The 18,307-nt window shown below is 62.8% G+C and carries 18 protein-coding genes; 15 read left to right on the forward strand and 3 right to left on the reverse strand.

Annotated features, from left to right (window positions below):
* The first annotated feature begins 22 nt into the window (after positions 1–22).
* Genes tkt through rpe form a run of 5 tightly spaced genes read left to right on the forward strand, consistent with a single transcriptional unit; the run spans position 23 to position 6,057 of the window.
* Positions 23–2,089, forward strand: coding sequence for a transketolase (tkt, locus tag FHR23_RS04215; RefSeq protein ID WP_246359677.1), 2,067 nt, complete (start codon positions 23–25; stop codon positions 2,087–2,089).
* A gap of 38 nt (positions 2,090–2,127) precedes the next feature.
* On the forward strand, positions 2,128–3,105 hold the full coding sequence (gnd, locus tag FHR23_RS04220) for a phosphogluconate dehydrogenase (NAD(+)-dependent, decarboxylating) (protein WP_184001644.1): 978 nt from the start codon (positions 2,128–2,130) through the stop codon (positions 3,103–3,105).
* On the forward strand, positions 3,102–4,586 hold the full coding sequence (gene zwf, locus FHR23_RS04225; RefSeq protein WP_221227338.1) for a glucose-6-phosphate dehydrogenase: 1,485 nt from the start codon (positions 3,102–3,104) through the stop codon (positions 4,584–4,586). The genes gnd and zwf overlap by 4 nt, the downstream gene beginning before the upstream one ends.
* On the forward strand, positions 4,565–5,404 hold the full coding sequence (locus FHR23_RS04230) for an HAD family hydrolase (RefSeq protein WP_184001645.1): 840 nt from the start codon (positions 4,565–4,567) through the stop codon (positions 5,402–5,404). Before zwf ends, FHR23_RS04230 begins: the two co-directional genes overlap by 22 nt.
* The gene (gene rpe, locus FHR23_RS04235; protein ID WP_184001646.1) at positions 5,389–6,057 is read left to right on the forward strand and encodes a ribulose-phosphate 3-epimerase; all 669 of its coding nucleotides are present in this window, start codon (positions 5,389–5,391) and stop codon (positions 6,055–6,057) included. Before FHR23_RS04230 ends, rpe begins: the two co-directional genes overlap by 16 nt.
* Position 6,058: 1 nt before the next feature.
* Here rpe and FHR23_RS04240 read toward each other — a convergent pair whose 3' ends face one another.
* The gene (locus FHR23_RS04240) at positions 6,059–7,234 is read right to left on the reverse strand and encodes a PQQ-dependent sugar dehydrogenase (RefSeq protein ID WP_246359678.1); all 1,176 of its coding nucleotides are present in this window, start codon (positions 7,232–7,234) and stop codon (positions 6,059–6,061) included.
* 174 nt (positions 7,235–7,408) lie between these two features.
* Here FHR23_RS04240 and rimP point away from each other — a divergent pair, with 174 nt between their 5' ends.
* The 6 genes from rimP (at position 7,409) to rbfA (ending at position 13,836) form a co-directional block, all read left to right on the forward strand.
* Entirely contained in the window at positions 7,409–7,951 is a 543-nt protein-coding gene (gene rimP / locus FHR23_RS04245) for a ribosome maturation protein RimP (RefSeq protein ID WP_184001648.1), read from the forward strand.
* Between the two features lie 8 nt (positions 7,952–7,959).
* A complete protein-coding gene (gene nusA, locus FHR23_RS04250) occupies positions 7,960–9,597 on the forward strand; it encodes a transcription termination factor NusA (protein WP_184001649.1) in 1,638 nt (545 codons plus the stop codon).
* A 106-nt stretch (positions 9,598–9,703) separates the two neighbouring features.
* Positions 9,704–10,393 carry a DUF448 domain-containing protein gene (locus FHR23_RS04255; protein WP_184002174.1) on the forward strand — a complete coding sequence of 230 codons (690 nt, stop codon included), beginning with the start codon at positions 9,704–9,706 and terminating at the stop codon, positions 10,391–10,393.
* Between the two features lie 7 nt (positions 10,394–10,400).
* On the forward strand, positions 10,401–13,094 hold the full coding sequence (gene infB / locus FHR23_RS04260) for a translation initiation factor IF-2 (protein ID WP_184001650.1): 2,694 nt from the start codon (positions 10,401–10,403) through the stop codon (positions 13,092–13,094).
* A 99-nt stretch (positions 13,095–13,193) separates the two neighbouring features.
* A complete protein-coding gene (locus FHR23_RS04265) occupies positions 13,194–13,292 on the forward strand; it encodes a putative holin-like toxin (protein WP_184001651.1) in 99 nt (32 codons plus the stop codon).
* A gap of 145 nt (positions 13,293–13,437) precedes the next feature.
* A complete protein-coding gene (rbfA, locus tag FHR23_RS04270; protein WP_184001652.1) occupies positions 13,438–13,836 on the forward strand; it encodes a 30S ribosome-binding factor RbfA in 399 nt (132 codons plus the stop codon).
* A 9-nt stretch (positions 13,837–13,845) separates the two neighbouring features.
* Here the strand turns inward: rbfA and FHR23_RS04275 are convergent, their stop codons facing one another.
* Both FHR23_RS04275 and FHR23_RS04280 read right to left on the reverse strand, forming a co-directional pair.
* Positions 13,846–14,670 carry a class I SAM-dependent methyltransferase gene (locus FHR23_RS04275; protein ID WP_184001653.1) on the reverse strand — a complete coding sequence of 275 codons (825 nt, stop codon included), beginning with the start codon at positions 14,668–14,670 and terminating at the stop codon, positions 13,846–13,848.
* A gap of 120 nt (positions 14,671–14,790) precedes the next feature.
* Positions 14,791–15,687 carry a DUF481 domain-containing protein gene (locus tag FHR23_RS04280; protein ID WP_246359740.1) on the reverse strand — a complete coding sequence of 299 codons (897 nt, stop codon included), beginning with the start codon at positions 15,685–15,687 and terminating at the stop codon, positions 14,791–14,793.
* Between the two features lie 154 nt (positions 15,688–15,841).
* Here FHR23_RS04280 and FHR23_RS04285 point away from each other — a divergent pair, with 154 nt between their 5' ends.
* The 4 genes from FHR23_RS04285 to rpsO all read left to right on the forward strand — a co-directional run bounded on the left by FHR23_RS04285 (position 15,842) and on the right by rpsO (position 18,251).
* On the forward strand, positions 15,842–16,441 hold the full coding sequence (locus FHR23_RS04285; protein WP_184001655.1) for a thymidine kinase: 600 nt from the start codon (positions 15,842–15,844) through the stop codon (positions 16,439–16,441).
* A gap of 27 nt (positions 16,442–16,468) precedes the next feature.
* On the forward strand, positions 16,469–16,891 hold the full coding sequence (locus FHR23_RS04290) for a hypothetical protein (RefSeq protein WP_184001656.1): 423 nt from the start codon (positions 16,469–16,471) through the stop codon (positions 16,889–16,891).
* Between the two features lie 71 nt (positions 16,892–16,962).
* Positions 16,963–17,958: a tRNA pseudouridine(55) synthase TruB gene (gene truB, locus FHR23_RS04295; RefSeq protein WP_184001657.1), complete on the forward strand. Its 996-nt coding sequence runs from the start codon at positions 16,963–16,965 to the stop codon at positions 17,956–17,958.
* A 23-nt stretch (positions 17,959–17,981) separates the two neighbouring features.
* Positions 17,982–18,251 (forward strand): 30S ribosomal protein S15, encoded by a 270-nt coding sequence (rpsO, locus tag FHR23_RS04300; RefSeq protein ID WP_184001658.1) that lies wholly within the window; start codon positions 17,982–17,984, stop codon positions 18,249–18,251.
* Positions 18,252–18,307: the final 56 nt, after the last annotated feature.

The raw sequence follows: 18,307 nt of genomic DNA on the forward strand, positions 1-18,307 counted from the left end.
GCCCCAAAGGATGGAGACAGCAATGTCCGCCGACGAAACCCTCTCGAGCAAAACCATCGACACGATCCGCACCCTGGCGATCGACGCCGTGGAGAAAGCCAATTCGGGCCATCCCGGCGCGCCGATGGCGCTGGCACCCGCTGCCTATACACTGTGGAGCCGGTTCCTGCGCTACGATCCCGACCGCCCCGACTGGCCCAACCGCGACCGCTTCGTGCTATCCAACGGCCATGCCTCGATGCTGCTATACGCGCTGCTCCACCTGTCGGGCGTCAAGGAAATCGGCAAGGACGGCAGGCCGACCGGCAAACCCGCCGTCTCGCTCGACGACATCAAGAACTTCCGCCAGCTCGATTCAAAGACGCCCGGCCATCCCGAATATCGTCACACCACGGGGGTAGAAACCACTACCGGCCCGCTGGGTCAGGGGTGCGGCAACAGCGTCGGCATGGCGATTGCGGCAAAGTGGAAGGCGGCGCGGTTCAATCGCGGCAGCGACACGCTGTTCGACAGCGATGTCTATGTCTTCTGCTCCGATGGCGACATGATGGAGGGTGTGGCAAGCGAGGCCGCGTCGCTCGCCGGGCATCTGAAACTGTCGAACCTGTGCTGGATTTACGACAACAACAGCGTGACGATCGAAGGGCATACGCCGCTCGCGTTCAGCGAAGACGTGGCAGAGCGCTTTCGCGGCTATGGCTGGAACACCTTGCACGTCGCCGATGCCGAGGATTGCGAGGCGATCGCCCATGCCATCGAAACATTCCAGACCAGCGACGACGCCCCGACGCTCATCCTGCTCGACAGCGTGATCGGGTTCGGCGCGCCCGATGCGGGTACGTCGAAACTGCACAGCGACGCGATGGGCGAAGAGGCGGTGCGCGCGACCAAACGCGCCTATGGCTGGCCCGAAGACGCGCAGTTCCTCGTTCCCGACGGCGTGGCCGATCATTTCCACCGGACCATGGCGGAACGGGTGAAGCCGCTCACCGAACGCTGGGATTCGATGCTGGCGGACTGGCGCACGGCCAACCCCGACCTCGCCTCCGCCTATGATGCGATGGAAAGCGGCGCGCTGCCCGATGGCTGGGAGAGCGACCTGCCCTCCTTCACCGACAGCGACGATCCCGTCGCCACGCGCAATGCGGGCGGCGAGGTACTGGTGGCGCTGGCGCAGAAGATCCCGACCCTGGTCGGCGGTGCGGCGGACCTTGCTCCTTCCACCAAGACCAAACTCGATTTTCCGGGCGCAGGCGCGCTGGAGGCCGACAGCCCCGGCGGACGAACCATGCATTTCGGCATTCGCGAACATGCCATGGGCGCCATTGCCAACGGCATGGCGGTATCCGGCCTGCGCCCGTTCACCGCGACATTTCTGGTATTTTCCGACTATATGCGCCCGCCGATGCGGCTCGCCGCGCTGATGGAAGTGCCGACGCTCTTCATCTTCACACACGATTCGATCGGCGTGGGAGAAGACGGCCCGACGCACCAGCCGGTCGAACAGATCGCCGGACTGCGCGCCATTCCCAACATGCACGTTTTCCGCCCCGCCGACGCGCATGAATCGCGTGAGGCATGGAAGGTCGCAGTGCAGCAGTCGCGCACACCCTCCACGCTCATCTTCTCGCGTCAGAAACTGCCGATCCTCGACGAAGCGCGCGACCATGCGGGCGAAGGCGTTGCAAAGGGCGCCTATATCCTCGCCGATGCGGAAGGCGGCGATCCCGACCTGATCCTGATGGCGACCGGCAGCGAGGTGTCGCTGTGTCTCGATGCGCGTGTCGAACTGGCGAAACGCGGCGTAAAGACGCGGGTGGTCTCCATGCCGTGCTGGTCGCTGTTCGAGCAACAGGATGCCGCCTATCGGGAGAAGGTGCTGCCCCGTACGGTCACCACGCGGCTTGCGGTAGAGGCCGCCTCCCCGCTCGGCTGGGACCGCTATACCGGCCCGGACGGCGACATCCTTGCCATGCACGGCTTCGGCGCATCCGGCCCAGCACCGGACGTACAGGAAAAGTTCGGCTTCACGGTCGACCATGTCTGCAAGCTGGCGTCCGCACTGGTCCGGCAGGCCGAACCCGCCTGACCCCTTCCTCCCCCCAATCAAGCATAAGGAAAAAGAGCATGAAACTCGGTGTGATCGGTCTTGGCCGTATGGGGGGCAATATTGCCCGGCGGCTGATGAAGGATGGGCATGCAGTCGTGGTCTATGACCGCGACGGCGACGCCGTGCAGAAGCTGGCAGGCGAAGGCGCCACCGCCAGCAACGACCTGAAAGATATGCGCGCAAAGCTGGGCGATGACGCGATTTTCTGGGTGATGCTGCCGTCCGGCAAACCGACCGAGGAAACGATCAGGGAACTGGGCGAACTGGCGTCGGGCGGTGAAACCGTGATCGACGGCGGCAACACTTTTTACAAGGACGATATCCGCCGCGCAAAGGCGCTGCGCGAAAAGCAGGTTCATTATGTCGATGTCGGCACCTCGGGCGGCGTCTGGGGGCTGGAGCGCGGTTATTGCATGATGATCGGCGGCGAAAAGCAGGTGATCGACCGGCTCGACCCGATCTTTGCCACGCTGGCGCCCGGATATGGCAGCATCCCGCGCACCGAGGGACGCGATTCAAAGGACGACCGCGCCGAACGCGGCTATATCCATGCCGGTCCGGTCGGCGCGGGCCATTTCGTCAAGATGGTGCATAACGGCATCGAATACGGCCTGATGGAAGCCTATGCGGAAGGGTTCGACATCCTTGCCAACAAATCCTCCGACAAGCTGCCGGAGGAGGAACGCTTCACCCTGAATCTGCCCGATGTGGCGGAGGTCTGGCGGCGCGGCAGCGTCATCAGTTCGTGGCTGCTCGACCTGAGTGCGGAGGCGCTCGCAAAGGACGCTGAACTCAGCCGGTTTCGCGGCGATGTCGCCGACAGCGGCGAAGGGCACTGGACGATCGAAGCGGCAATGGAGGAAGCGGTGCCCGCCTATGTCCTCTCCTCCGCACTCTACGCCCGCTATCGCAGCCGGATCGAACACACGTTCGGCGACAAGTTGTTGTCGGCGATGCGCTATGGCTTCGGCGGCCATGTCGAGATTCCGCAATGAGCGTGAAAGTGGAAGCGGCACCCGCCGCAACGCTGGTCATTTTCGGCGCGACCGGCGATCTGGCGCATCGATTGCTGATGCCGTCGCTCGCCAATATGACGGCGGCCGGGCTGATCGACGATAATTTCCGCGTGCTCGGCATTGGTCGATCGAAGGAAAGCGACGAGGAACTGCGCACCAGTTTCGATGAATCCGGCTGCATGGAGAAACTGGAAAGCGCGTCCAAAAAGGCGTGGAAGTCGCTGCGCAAACGCGTGCTGTTCGAACAAGGCGATTTCACCAGGGCCGAATGCTATGAAGCGCTAAAGAAACGGCTCGACAAACTGGGCTGCGGCAATGTCGCCTTTTATCTGGCAGTCGCGCCGCGCTTTTTCGGCGATATCGTCGAACATCTCGGTAAGGCGGGCCTGCTGGAGGAAAAAGACGGCGCGTTCCGCCGCGTCGCCATCGAAAAACCGTTCGGCCACGATCTGCAATCGGCCAAAACGCTCAACAAGCGCATCCTGGCGCAGGCGGATGAAAGCCAGTTTTACCGGATCGACCATTTCCTCGGCAAGGAAACGGTCCAGAACATTCTCGTTGCGCGTTTCGCCAATGCGATGACCGAGGCGGTGTGGAACCGCACCTATATCGACCATGTGCAGATCACCGCGGCGGAAACCGTCGATGTCGGCACGCGCGGCGATTTCTACGATCATGCCGGTGCGCTGCGCGATATGGTGCCCAACCATCTGTTTCAGCTCTTGTCGATGGTGGCGATGGAGGCCCCCAACCGCTTCGACGCCGATTCGATCCGCGACGAAAAATCCAAGCTGCTGAAGGCCATCCGCATTCCCTCCGCCAAAGAGGCGAAGACCAATGCGGTGCGCGGGCAATATGGCGCGGGCACGGTCGATGGAAAGAAGGTCGTCGCCTATACCAAAGCTCCCGATGTCGCGCCCGACAGCACCACCGAAACCTATGCCGCGCTGAAGCTGGAGATCGACACGCCGCGCTGGGCGGGCGTTCCCTTCTACCTGCGCACCGGCAAGGCACTGGGAAAGAAGGATACCGAGGTGGTGCTGACCTTCCGCCCCGTCGCCTATGCAGGGTTTCGCGATGCGGAAGTGGGCGACCTGCCCGCCAACAAGCTGGTCATCCAGATTCAGCCGGACGAGGGTATCGACTTCGACTTTCTGGCCAAACAGCCCGGCCCGGCCATCGCCACGACGCCCGTGACGATGGCGTTCCGCTATGCCGATCATTTCGATATCAGCCACACCACCGGCTATGAAACGCTGCTCTATGACCTGTTGCGCGGCGACCAGACGCTGTTCCAGCGCGCCGACGGGATCGAAGCCGCCTGGGCGGTGGTACAGCCGATCCTCAACGCATGGAAAAAGGACGCGCCCGACGCCTATCGCGCCGGATCGACGGGGCCCGCGACCGCAGATGCTCTATTGGAAAGGGATGGCCGGAAATGGCATGTTTTCGGGGAATAGACGCCGGTCAGATCCGGTTGTTCATATCCGACGTCGACGGCACGCTGGTCAATGGTGACAAACAACTCACTGCGGCAACGATCGCAGCGGTCGAACGGCTGAAAGCCGCAGGGATCGCGATGAGCCTGATCAGCGCGCGTCCGCCCAGCGGGATCGGCTGGATCGGCGACAAGCTGGGTCTGGACGGTCCGTTCGGCGCGTTCAACGGCGGCACGATCTTTTGCGCGGACGGGAAGCCGGTCGAGGCGCATCACCTCTCTCAGGATGCCGCCGTTGACACCATCGACCTGTTCGAAGGCCGAATCGAATACTGGATCTTCGCCAATGGCTGCTGGTACGCGCATGAAGGCGATAACGATCATGCCAAGCGCGAACGGGTGTCCGCCAATCAGGAGCCGGTGGTCCGCGACGACTTTTCCGGGCTGACGCACAAGGTCGACAAGATTGTCGGCGTCAGCGACGATTACGCGCTGCTCGACAAGATCGAGGAACGGGTGCGCAACCGGCTGGGCGACCGTGCCAATGTCGTGCGGTCTCAGGATTATTATTGCGACATTACCGCGCCTGCTGCGAACAAGGGCAATGGCGTGGCGGCAATTGCCGAGGCTATCGGCATTCCGCTCGACGCGACGCTGGTGATCGGCGACATGCCCAACGACCTGCCGATGTTCGCACGCGCGCGCTGGAAAGGCGCGATGGGACAGGCCCCTGCCCGCGTCCGGGACGCAGCCGATTTCGTCACCGCGTCGAATGACGAGGACGGCGTGGCAAAAGCCATCGACGCATTGCTGGAAGCACGCGCATGTCCCGCCGGGTAAAGGTCGCGCCCTCGGTCCTCGCAGCCGACTTCACCCGGCTGGGCGATGAGGTACGCGCGGTCGATGCGGCAGGGGCGGACTGGATTCACGTCGATATCATGGACGGGCGCTTCGTGCCCGAAATCTCCTTCGGTCCCGGCATTGTCGAGGCGATCCGAAAATCGACCGACAAGCCGCTCAACGTGCATCTGATGATCGTCGAGCCGGAACGCGTGCTCGAACGCTATCGCGATGCGGGGGCCGATCATTTGCTGGTGCAGGCGGAACCGGGATCGACCGTCCATCTGCACCGTGTACTCAGCCGGGTGCGCGATCTGGGCTGCCGTCCCGGCGTGGTGCTCGACCCCGCAACACCGATCGACTGGATCGACCATGTCCTGCATCTCGTCGACGTCATTCTGGTGATGACGGTCAATCCCGGTTTCGGCGGACAGGCGTTCCTGCCCGAAATGCTGCCCAAGATCGCCGCTCTGCGCGCGCGGTGTGAGGAACGCGGCCTTTCCCCGCATATCGAGGTCGATGGCGGGCAAAACCCCGACACCGTCGCCGGATGCATCGACGCGGGCGCGGATGTGATCGTTGCCGGGTCGGCGATTTTCGGCAGCGCCGATTATGCCCGCGCCATCGCCGCCATTCGCGAAGGGCGCGGCTGACCTACGGTTTCTGCTTCGGTGTCAGCTTCAGCATCCCGGCATCGTCGCCATCCTGCAACAGCCAGATCGACCCGTCGGGTGCCTGCGCCACGTCGCGGATGCGTGCACCCATGTCCCAGCGATCGGCCTTGGCCGCCTGCGTCCCGTTGAGCGCGACGCGTACCAGCGCCTGCCCGGAAAGCGCCCCCATCAGCGCGGATCCGTCCCATTGCGGAAAATCCCTGCCCGAATAGATCACCAGTCCCGCAGGAGAAATCGACGGATTCCACCAGAGTTTCGGCGCTTCGAACTGAGGATGCGTATCATGATCGGGGATGGGCGATCCGTCATAATTGTCGCCGTTCGACACCACCGGCCAGCCGTAATTTTTGCCTTTCAGGATCAGGTTCAGCTCATCGCCGCCCTTCGGTCCCATCTCGATTTCCCAGAGGTTGCCCGCCTTGTCGAACGCCAGCCCATAGGGATTGCGGTGACCGAGCGTCCAGATATCGGCACGCATACCGCCCTGCGCGACCATCGGGTTATCCGGCGCAGGCTTACCGTCCAGCGTCAGGTGGATGATCTTGCCGATCGCCTGATCAGGGTCTTGCGCGGGCGTTTTGCGCATCCGCTCGCCGGTCGACAGGAACAGCGTCCTGCCGTCGGGCGCAAAGGCGATGACGCCGCCGAACTGACCGCCATCGCCATCCGAGCCGGCCCGCCAGATCACGTTGAGGTCGCTCAGCACTGGCTTGCCCCCTTGCGGCAACGTCGCCTTGGCAAGCGCCAAGCTGCGCCCGTTCGGACGCGGTTCGGCATAGGTGAGGTACACCGTGCGGCTGGTCGCGAAATCGGGCGCGAGCGCAATGTCGAGCAAGCCCCCCTGCCCGCCATAGGCGACCTTCGGCACCCCCGCGACATCGGCGACCGAGCCGTCGGGATGCCACCATTTCAACGCGCCCGGCTTTTCCGTCACCAGCGCACTGCCGTCCGGCAGAAAGGTCAGCGAGAAAGGATTGTCGAAACTGCCATAGCGCGTGACGGTAAACGGCGCGGTCGCAGAAGCGGGGAAGCTGAACGGCTTGCCCTGCACGGCTGCGCCGGTTGTCATATCGGCCTGTTGTTTCGTATTACCGCCCCCCGGCGAACAGGCGGCAAGCAATGCGCATCCCGCAATCAGTGATAACCGCATTGTCATGCCTCCGTCCTCATCATCGTGATAGTAACGCAACTACAATCGTTGTTGATCCCCTCTTGTTTCCCGGCGCAAGCCAGCGTATATCGCACCTGCTTTCTCGACATTGGTAACTTTGCCGAGGTCGCAGCCGGTTCGGCTGCGGCGCGGGAAGGCCATGACCGGATGGAGAATTGCGTGGCGGATATCGCCGGACTGACAGCCCTGATCGAACCCGAAGCGAAGGCGCTCGGGCTTGAACTGGTGCGTGTGAAGATGTTCGGCGGCACCTCCGACCCCACCTTGCAGGTCATGGCCGAGCGCCCGGAAACCGGCCAGCTCACCATCGACGATTGCGCCGCGCTGTCGCACCGCCTGTCGGACAGGCTCGACGCGCTGGAGGAACAGGGCCGCGATCCCATCGACCATGCCTATCGGCTGGAGGTGTCGTCGCCCGGCATCGACCGCCCGCTTACCCGGCTGAAGGATTATGCCGACTGGCAGGGCCATGAGGCGCGCATCACGCTGGCCGAGAAAATCGACGGGCGCAAACAGTTCAAGGGCGATCTTGGCGCCGTGGAGGGGGAGACGGTAACGATCACCGCGCCCGACGGCGTCGAATATCGCGTGCCGTTCGCGGCCATCGCCGACGCCAAGCTGGTGATGACCGACCGGCTGATCGCCGCAACCCAACCCCTGTCGGCGGACGGTGCCGACGAGATTATCGAAGTGGAAGGATAACCGAGGCTATGGCCACCGCCATTTCCGCCAACAAGGCAGAACTGCTCGCAATCGCCGATGCGGTTGCGCGCGAAAAGCTGATCGACAAGACCATCGTCATCGAGGCGATGGAAGACGCGATCCAGCGCGCGGCGCGTGCCCGCTATGGCGCGGAAAACGACATTCGCGCAAAGCTCGACCCCAATTCGGGCGACCTGCGCCTGTGGCGCGTCGTCGAAGTGGTCGAACAGGTCGATGACTATTTCAAGCAGGTCGACCTGAAGGGTGCGCAGAAGCTGAAAAAAGACGCCGCGATCGGCGACTATATCGTCGATCCGCTGCCGCCGATCGAATTCGGCCGCATCGCCGCACAGGCCGCCAAGCAGGTGATCTTCCAGAAAGTGCGCGATGCCGAGCGCGAGCGGCAGTATGAAGAGTTCAAGGATCGCGCGGGCGAAATCATCACCGGCGTCGTCAAGCGCGTCGAATTCGGCCATGTCGTTGTCGACCTTGGCCGCGCCGAGGGCGTCATCCGCCGCGATCAGCAGATTCCGCGCGAACTGGTCCGCGTCGGCGACCGTATCCGCAGCCTGATCCTGAGCGTGCGCCGCGAAAATCGCGGACCGCAGATTTTCCTGTCGCGTGCGCACCCCGATTTCATGCGCAAGCTGTTCGCGCAGGAAGTCCCCGAAATCTATGATGGCATTATCGAGATCAAGGCCGCTGCCCGCGATCCGGGCAGCCGTGCGAAGATCGGCGTCATCAGCCATGACGGATCGATCGACCCGGTCGGTGCGTGCGTCGGCATGAAGGGCAGCCGCGTGCAGGCGGTCGTGCAGGAAATGCAGGGTGAGAAGATCGACATCATCCCCTGGTCCGAAGACACCGCGACCTTCGTCGTCAACGCGCTGCAACCCGCCAGCGTCGCACGCGTCGTGCTGGATGAAGAAGAGGACCGCATCGAAGTCGTCGTTCCCGACGATCAGCTGTCGCTCGCCATCGGCCGTCGCGGCCAGAATGTCCGCCTTGCCAGCCAGCTGACCGGCAAGGGCATCGACATCCTGACCGAAGCCGATGCCAGCGAAAAGCGGCAGAAGGAATTCGTCGAACGCTCCTCGATGTTCGAGAAGGAACTCGATGTCGACGAAACTTTAGCCCAGTTGCTGGTCGCCGAAGGCTTTGGCGCGCTGGAAGAAGTCGCCTATGTCGATATGGACGAACTGGCCGCCATCGAAGGGTTCGACGAGGAACTGGCGCAGGAGCTGCAAAGCCGCGCCACCGAAGCGCTGGAACGCCGCGAGGAAGCCAATCGCGAGGAACGCCGCGCGCTGGGCGTCGAGGACGATCTGGCCACCATGCCCTATCTGAACGAAGCGATGCTCGTTACGCTGGGCAAGGCGGGTATCAAAACGCTCGACGATCTCGCCGACCTCGCCACCGACGAACTGGTCGCGAAGAAGCGCAGCGAGCCGCGCCGCCGTGGCGGCGATGCCGGCAAGCAGCGTTCCGAGGACAAGGGCGGCGTGCTTTCCGAATATGGCCTGAGCGAAGAGCAGGGCAACGAAATCATCATGGCCGCCCGCGCCCATTGGTTCGAGGACGAGGATCAGGCCGAAGAAACGCCGGCACCGGCGGTGGAGGACGCGGTTGCGGACTCCGACCAATGAGCATGACGGCGTAACCGACAGCAAGGCCGCCCTTCCCCGTACCGGGAAGGGTGCCAGGGGTTCGCACCCGGCGCGCGCTGCAAAGGCGTCGCCGGAGAGCGGGCCTGTGCGTACCTGTATCCTGTCGCGGGAGGAAGCCCCGCGTGATGGCCTGATCCGGCTCGCACTGGCCCCCGACGGCATGGTGCTGCCCGATGTCCGTGCCAAAGCACCGGGACGCGGCGCATGGATCGGTGTTGCGCGCGACGAACTGGAAACCGCGATCGCCAAAGGGCGGTTGCGCGGTGCCTTGTCCCGTGCCTTCAAAACGGGCACGCTGACGATCCCCGACGACCTGCCCGCCCGAATCGAGGAGGCGCTGCAACGCAACGCGCTCGACCGGCTGGGACTGGAAGCGCGCGCGGGCAATCTGCTGACCGGCAGTGACCGGATCGTGCAGGCCGCGCGGGAAGGGCGGTTGCGCCTGCTGCTCCACGCATCGGATGCGGGCGCGGACGGCGCGGCAAAACTGGCACAGGCCTGGCGTGTCGGGTCCGATCGCGAAGGATCGGGACTTAGGGGATTGGCATTGCCGGTCACACGCACCATATTGTCTTTGGCCCTCGGCCGCGAAAATGTGGTACATGCCGGGCTGACCGACGCCCAGGCGGCGAGACGAGTGCGTGAAGCACTTGACCGCTGGCTGCACTTTATCGGACCCGAACGCGTAAACGCACCTTGCGAAACCCGCCCGCAAGGCGCATCCGCGTTGGAACCGGAATCGCGGGCGACGAGCGAAGAAAACGAAGGATTTTAAGTACCGGATGAGCGATACCGACAACGAAAAGCCGAAACTGGGAGCACGCAAGCTGGGCCTTAAGCGCACGGTGGAAACGGGCAAGGTGAAGCAGAGCTTCAGCCATGGCCGGTCCAACACCGTGGTGGTGGAGGTCAAGCGGCGGCGTGTGCTCGGCCGTCCGGGCGAGGAACCGCAGCGCGAAGAGGCCAGGGAAGCCGCTCCCGCGCCTGCCCCCGCTCCCCAAACGCCTGCACCGGCGCCGAGGAAACCGGCCGCCGACGATGCACAGTCGCGTCGCGAGTTGCAGGAAAAGCTGCTGCGCGAGGCCGAAGAAGCGCGGATGAACGCGCTGGAAGAAGCGCGCCGCCGTGAAGAGCGCGAGCGTCAGCAGGCATCCGAGGACGAAGCCCGCCGCGTCGAGGAAAAGGCGAAGGCCGAAGAGGAAGCCGCCAAACAGGCGGCCGAGGAAAAGGCGCGCGCCGCAGAGGAAAAGAAGACCACCGCCAAGGCGAAAAAGGCCGAGGTAAAGGAAGCGGAAGCGGAGACGACGCAGGAAACGCCTGCTCCGGCCCCTGCCCCGACCCCCGCGCCTGCACCGGAACCGGCACAGCCGGTCGAGTTGAAGCTCGATCCGTCGATGCCCGCGCCGCGTACCTTTACGCCGGTGCAGCGGCCCGAAACGCCCAAGCCCAAGCCGAAACCCGCTGCAAAGCAGGACAAGACGGCTGCACGCGCTCCGTCCCAGCCGAAGCGCAGCGGCGATGCGCCTGCCGCTAATAAGCCTGCGCGCAGTGAAAAGCCGGACCGCAAAGACCGGCGCCAGTCGGGCAAGCTTTCGGTCAACCGTGCGCTTGGCGGTGATGAGGGTGCCCGCGCCCGCAGTCTGGCGGCGCTCAAACGCGCCCGCGAAAAGGAACGGCGCGCGCATTCCGGCGGCGGCTCACGCGAACCGCAGCAAAAGCAGGTTCGCGACGTGCAGGTGCCCGAAACGATCACCGTGCAGGAACTCGCCAACCGTATGGCCGAAAAGGGTGCGGACCTGGTGAAGGCGCTGTTCAAGATGGGCATGGCGGTCACCGTCAACCAGACCATCGATCAGGATACCGCCGAACTGCTGGTCACCGAATTCGGCCATAATATGCGCCGCGTATCGGACTCGGATATCGAGCTGGAACTGGATACCGGTGACGATGCGGACGAGGATCTGAAGCCCCGCCCGCCGGTGGTGACGATCATGGGCCATGTCGATCACGGCAAGACCAGCCTGCTCGACGCGCTGCGCGGAACCGATGTCACATCGGGCGAAGCCGGCGGTATCACTCAGCATATTGGTGCCTATCAGGTGACGCTGAAGGACAAGTCGAAGATCACCTTCCTCGACACGCCGGGGCATGAGGCCTTTACCGAAATGCGCGCGCGCGGTGCGAACGTCACCGATATCGTCGTGCTGGTGGTGGCGGCCGATGACGGGCTGATGCCGCAGACGATCGAAGCGATCAATCATACCAAGGCGGCCGGCGTGCCGATGATCGTGGCGATCAACAAATGCGACAAGCCGGAAGCCAATCCGCAGAAGATCCGCGAACGCCTACTCGAACACGAAGTCATCGTGGAAGAGATGTCGGGTGACGTGCAGGATGTCGAAGTGTCGGCGCTCAAGAAGACCGGCCTCGACGACCTGATGGACAAGATCCAGCTTCAGGCCGAACTGCTCGAACTCACCGCCAACCCCGACCGCAATGCCGAAGGTACGGTGGTCGAGGCGAAGCTCGACAAGGGCCGCGGCGCGGTCGCGACGATCCTCGTCAACCGCGGTACGCTGCGGGTCGGCGATGTGTTCGTCGTCGGTGCGGAAAGCGGCAAGGTCCGTGCACTGATCGACGACAAGGGTCGTCAGGTGAGGGAAGCCGGACCGTCTATGCCGGTCGAGGTGCTCGGCCTGTCGGGTGTGCCGATGGCGGGCGATCCGCTGCAGGTCGTCGACGGTGAGGCCAAGGCGCGCGAAATCGCCGAATATCGTCAGGGCGTTCTCAACGAGAAACGTACCGCCCAGGCCCCTGCGAGCCTGGAGAGCATGTTCTCCGCGCTCAAGGAAAATCAGGCGATCGAATATCCGCTGGTGATCAAGGGCGATACGCAGGGCACCGTCGAGGCGATCATCGGCGCGCTCAACAAGATCTCCACCGACGAGATCCGCGTGCGCATCCTGCATTCGGGCGTGGGCGGCATCACCGAAAGCGACGTGACGCTGGCCGGTGCCAGCGGTGCACCGATCATCGGCTTCAACGTGCGCGCCAATGCCAAGGCGCGAGAGATTGCGGAACGGCAGCATGTGGCGCTCAAATATTATGACGTCATCTACGACCTGACCGATGAAATCCGTGCGGGCATGGCGGGCGAGCTTGGCCCCGAAGCGTTCGAAACGGTCGTCGGCCGTGCCGAGATCAAGGAAGTCTTCTCCGCCGGCAAGCACGGCAAGGCCGCCGGTCTGCTCGTCACCGAAGGCGCGATCCGCAAGGCGCTCAAGGCACGCATCACCCGCGACGATGTCATCATCTACAATGGCGAAATCGCTTCGCTGCGTCGCTTCAAGGACGATGTGCCGGAGGTTCGCGCAGGGCTGGAATGCGGTGTGACGTTCACGCAGAACTTCACCGACATCAAGCCGGGCGACTATCTCGAAACCTTCGAGGTCGAGATGCGCGAACGGACGCTGTAAACAAGTAACTCAGTAAGTTCTTGTTCTGTTCTCGCCTTGGTTCGCGAGTATGTTATACCTCCTTTCGGTCGCAACTGCGGCTGGAAGGAGGTGAAGCCTATGAACGCAAACGCTGTAGTACTGGCATTGAGTTTCGCGACGTTCGTCGTTGCGCTGCTCGCGCTGGTGGTGAAGCTCATTGAGCTGAAGCACAAGTAATGCCAAACGGGGTCTCGGCGTTGCAGCGCCGGGGCCCTAATATAGTTTGAGCCCGGATGTTGCAGCATCCGGGCTCAGAAGGTGGAAGCTCGAACACTCCCGCTGTAGTGACCCCTACATAAAGCAGAATCACTAAATTTTCAATATGCGCCAGAATAACGAAACCCCCGAAACCCAGTCCGTCCGCCTGTTGCGCGTGGGCGAGCAGGTGCGGCATGTGCTGTCGGCGATCCTGCAACGCGGCGATGTGCATGACGAGACGCTGGCGAAACACATGGTCAGCATCACCGAAGTGCGCATGTCGCCCGACCTGCGCCATGCAACGGTGTTCGTGAAACCGCTGCTGGGTGAGGATGAGGAAGCGGTGCTGAAGGCACTCAGAACCAACACCGCCTATCTGCAACGCGAGGTCGCGCATCGCGTGCGGATGAAATATGCCGCGAAGCTCAAATTCCTCGCCGATGAAAGCTTTGAGGAAGGCAGCCGCATCGACCAGCTGCTGCGCGATCCGAAAGTGGCGCGAGACCTCGACGACGCCGAATAGGGTTCGGGCTCAGGCCGCCTGAGCGGCTGCCGCGTCCTGCCGCTCGATAAGCTCAAGATAGTTGCGCAGCCGGTTATCCTCCAGCGTCTGCAGCAGCTTGTTCTGATGATAGGGCGCGATCATTTCGGCAAGCGCCGCCGACCAGCCTGCATCGATATCGAACAGCACGCCAAGGCCGAATACGCCGGGTACCTCGGCAAAGCCATATTCCGCGCCCGCGTCGAACTCGTCGGAGGCGAAATCCTCGATCGCGGTCAGCACGCCGTTGCGCGGCCCGCCCTCGTGCAGGGCAAAGGCGAAATGCCCCATGCCGCGAAATCCTCGGTCGGGGCGCAGCGCACTGTTGCCCGGATTGCACCCGCCTTCATAGCTGAAGGGATGGCGGAACGCCTGCGGAATACGGTCGGGCGCATAATATTGATCCCGCCGTCCGCTGGGCCAGCCGATATCGTGCAGAAAGGCCAGAAAGGGCTTGCCGTCGCGGCGACAGACATCGCGTATCTGGCGCAATTCATTATAGACGGTGTACCAGTTATGATCGCCGTCGATGATCCAGGCATCGACGTCTTTCATTCCCGCAATGGCGTCCAGGCTCGGTTCCATCACGTGCCGGACATGCGGATTTTCCGCGACCCAGTCGATAAATTCGGGTTTCGGTTCCGGGTCGATCGACACCAGTTGCCCGTCATGCGTGGCGCAATGATTGGCGAGAAGTGTGGTCATGCCCCCGAATTCGGCACCGATTTCGACGATATTGCCCGCTTCCGCCAGTGCAAGCCCCGGCAGGATGATGTCGGAAAATTCGGACATCGAATGGATCAGCAAATCGGTCATCTTTCCACTTCCCTTCCCGTCGATCGGAACCCACCGACAGGGTGAACATGTTAAGGAAGTGGGTAAAATATTCGTTAAAGAAGATGGACGGCAGTAAGCAGCCGTCCGCCCCTCCGGCGATCAGAACCCGTACACCAGCGTCAACCGGCTGAGCGTATTGGTCTTTTCCAGGTCGATCGGCGGATTGGTTTCATGATTGATCAGGAACGATGTCTGTAGCGACAGAGCACCGTTCAGTTTCATGGTCAGCGCCGTGGTCGAGGTCAACGTACTGTCATGCGCCTGCGCGTAATAGGTCGCGTTTTCGCCGAAGGTGATGCCAGGGGCGATCTTCCATGAATAATCGACCGCCGCACGCCCCGCGAGCTCGTTCTGCGACTCTCCGGTAATATAGTTGGTCTGGCGCAGGGCCGGACCGCCTTCGAGGTCCAGAGTCATGTCCGGCTGCTTGATGACACTGTAGCCCAGACCGATATTCTCGCTGAACCGGCGGTTGAACCCGGCAAATCTGTTATTCTCCCAGCTTACCAGTCCCAGCGCATAGAAGCGGTCGGAGAATTTGTAATTCGCCTCATAGGACGCGAAATAGCGTTTCTGCGCGGTCTGCCCGTTTTGCCGGGCATAGTCGAACGTCGCGTTGATTGTATGCCGCCAGTGAATGCCGTTCTTGGTCAGATCCAGCCCCAGCGACAGGCCCTTGCTGCTGGTATTGCCGGTGGCGATCGACCCACCCGCCTGACCGTGGCCCTTCCAGCCCTCGAAGAAGCTCTGGCTGCGCAGCTTGGCAAGGCGTTTGGCCTCCACCTTGTTCTGAATAGACGCGACCATCGCATCGATTTCAGCAGCCGATTGCGGGTTGGTCTTCTTCGCAAGATCGGCAACCGTTTTCAGGGTCGCGGCATTGCCGGTATCGGCAGCCGCCTGAATCATCGCCGCCACCTTGTCGGGAATCTGATCCGCCTGTGCGGGAGACGTCGTCAACACGGCGACCATAGCCAGGCTGGTTCCGAACATCATTCGCTTCACGCTTTACCTCCCTGTGCATGTCGGGCATTGCGATGCCCCCCCGGTGCTTGCCCGCGCTTGTGCATAATTCGGCCAGAGACGCAAATCGGCGGTCGCTGCGCAACGGGGCTGGATTTGCCGTGCGGACCGGGCGACAAGGGCGACGATGGCAAAGCTTTATTTTTACTATGCGTCGATGAACGCGGGGAAATCGACCACGCTGCTACAGGCGGATTTCAACTATCGCGAACGCGGCATGACGACGATGCTGTTCACCTCCGCGATCGACAACCGGGCGGGCAACGGCCGCATCGCCTCACGCATCGGGCTGGCGGCGGAAGCGCATGTCTTCGCGCCCGATACCGATATGTTCGACACCATCGCCGGAAGGCACCGGGTGGAGCCGGTCGGGTGCGTGCTGGTCGATGAAGCCCAGTTCCTGACCGAGGCGCAGGTGGCGCAGATTGCGCGCGTCTGCGACGAACTCAACGTGCCGGTGCTCGCCTATGGCCTGCGCACGGATTTTCAGGGCGCGTTATTTCCCGGTGCGGCGCGCCTGCTCGCCATTGCCGATGCGCTGGTCGAGCTCAAATCGGTATGCCGGTGCGGGCGCAAGGCGACGATGAACCTGCGCGTCGATGCCGAAGGCCGTGCGGTGGCGCAGGGCGCGCAGACCGAAATCGGCGGTAATGACCGCTATGTGGCGCTGTGCCGCAAGCATTTTATTGCAGCGCTTGGGGGATATTCCGAGGCAGATATGCGTTGAGATGATATAACAAGGAAAGGTGTCGTCATGCTCGCATTACTTCTTGCGGCCGCTGCGACAGCAACGACCGCCACCCCCGCCCCGCCCGCCATGCAGTCCGCTGCAAAACCCGCCATCGTCCGAACCAAGGACGGTCGCGTCGTCGGTCGCGAGACCACCATCCCCTTTGCCAGTCAGCAGGGCCTGTATAGCTGGACCGCCGGACCGACGGACAGTTCCGTCTATGTTCAGGACAATTTCGGCAAATGGTATCTGGTGAAGATGGCCGGGCCGTGCATGATGAACAATATCGGCATCGGTCTTGCCTATTCGACCGGCCCCACCGGATCGTTCGGACCATTTTCGAAAATCTATTCGACAGAACCGCCGCATATGAGCTGCCCGGTAATCAGCGTGACCAACGCGCTGCCGCCTGCCTCCCACCGCAAGGACCGGAAAGAAAAGAGCTGATCGTTCCATAGCGCACCTCGCTGGCGGGGCCGGTTGCCGATGCGCCTCCGGTTCCGCTATGCGCCGCGGCCATGCATGGCTGGATCATTCTCGACAAGCCGGTGGGCCTCGGTTCCACACAGGCGGTAAGCGCGGTCAAGCGCGCGCTGCGCGACGGCGGCTATCCGAAACGCAAGGTCGGCCATGGCGGGACACTCGATCCGCTGGCATCGGGCGTGCTGCCGGTCGCGGTGGGCGAGGCGACGAAGCTGGCGGGCAGGATGCTCGACAGCGACAAGGTGTACGAATTCACGATCCGCTTCGGCGAACAGACCGATACGCTGGATACGGAAGGACAGGTGATCGCAACCAGCGATAGCCGCCCGACCTTTGACGCGGTGGAAAAGGTTCTGTCGCAATTCACGGGTGCCGTCGATCAGATGCCGCCCGCCTTTTCCGCGCTGAAAGTCGACGGGAAACGCGCCTATGACCTCGCGCGCAAAGGCGAAGCAGTCGAACTGGCACCGCGTCGCGTGACGGTACATTCGCTTCATTCCTCCCCGGCACGGGGAGGGGAACAGCCGCGAAGCGGTGGTGGAGGGGGTTTACCCCTTGGCGATACACCTGACGAGCCCCCCCTCCACCAGCCTGCGGCTGGTCCCCCTCCCCGTACCGGGGAAGAATTGGAAACAGCCACGCTGGTTGCCCATGTCTCCAAGGGCACCTATATCAGAAGCCTCGCGCGCGACATCGCGCTGGCGCTGGGTACGGTCGGGCATGTCACCATGCTTCGCCGGATCAAGGCGGGTCCGTTCGACCTGCAATCTGCGATTTCGCTGGACAAACTGGCCGAAATGGCTAAGGCCCGCGCACTTGAAGACATTTCTCTGCCGCTGACGGCGGGGCTGGACGACATCCCGGCTCTACCCGTCACCCCCGATCAGGCAGGGCTGCTCCGTCAGGGGCGGGTCTTGATCGGGATTGCCGCCGACGATGGCCCCGCTTTTGCGATGCTGGACGATGTACCGGTCGCGCTTGTCCGGGTCGAGGACCGACAGGTCCGGGTCGAACGCGGGTTTAATCTATAAGCCATGATGTCGAAGGAAAATACATGTCGATTACGCAGGAGCGCAAGGAAGCGCTGATCAAGGAACATGGCCGCGCCGACGGCGACACCGGTTCCACCGAAGTTCAGGTCGCGATCCTGACCGAGCGCATTGCCAATCTGACCGAGCATTTCAAGACCCACGCCAAGGATAACCATTCGCGTCGCGGTCTGCTGATGCTGGTCAACAAGCGCCGCAGCCTTCTCAACTATCTGAAGAAGACGGATGCGGGTCGCTATTCCGATCTCATCGCGAAGCTGGGTCTTCGCAAATAACACCGGACGGCCCCCGCTGCGGGGCCGTTCTTTCATGTGCGTATCATAAACACACG

It is taken from the genome of Stakelama sediminis, assembly GCF_014199335.1.
Lineage (GTDB): Bacteria > Pseudomonadota > Alphaproteobacteria > Sphingomonadales > Sphingomonadaceae > Sphingomonas > Sphingomonas sediminis.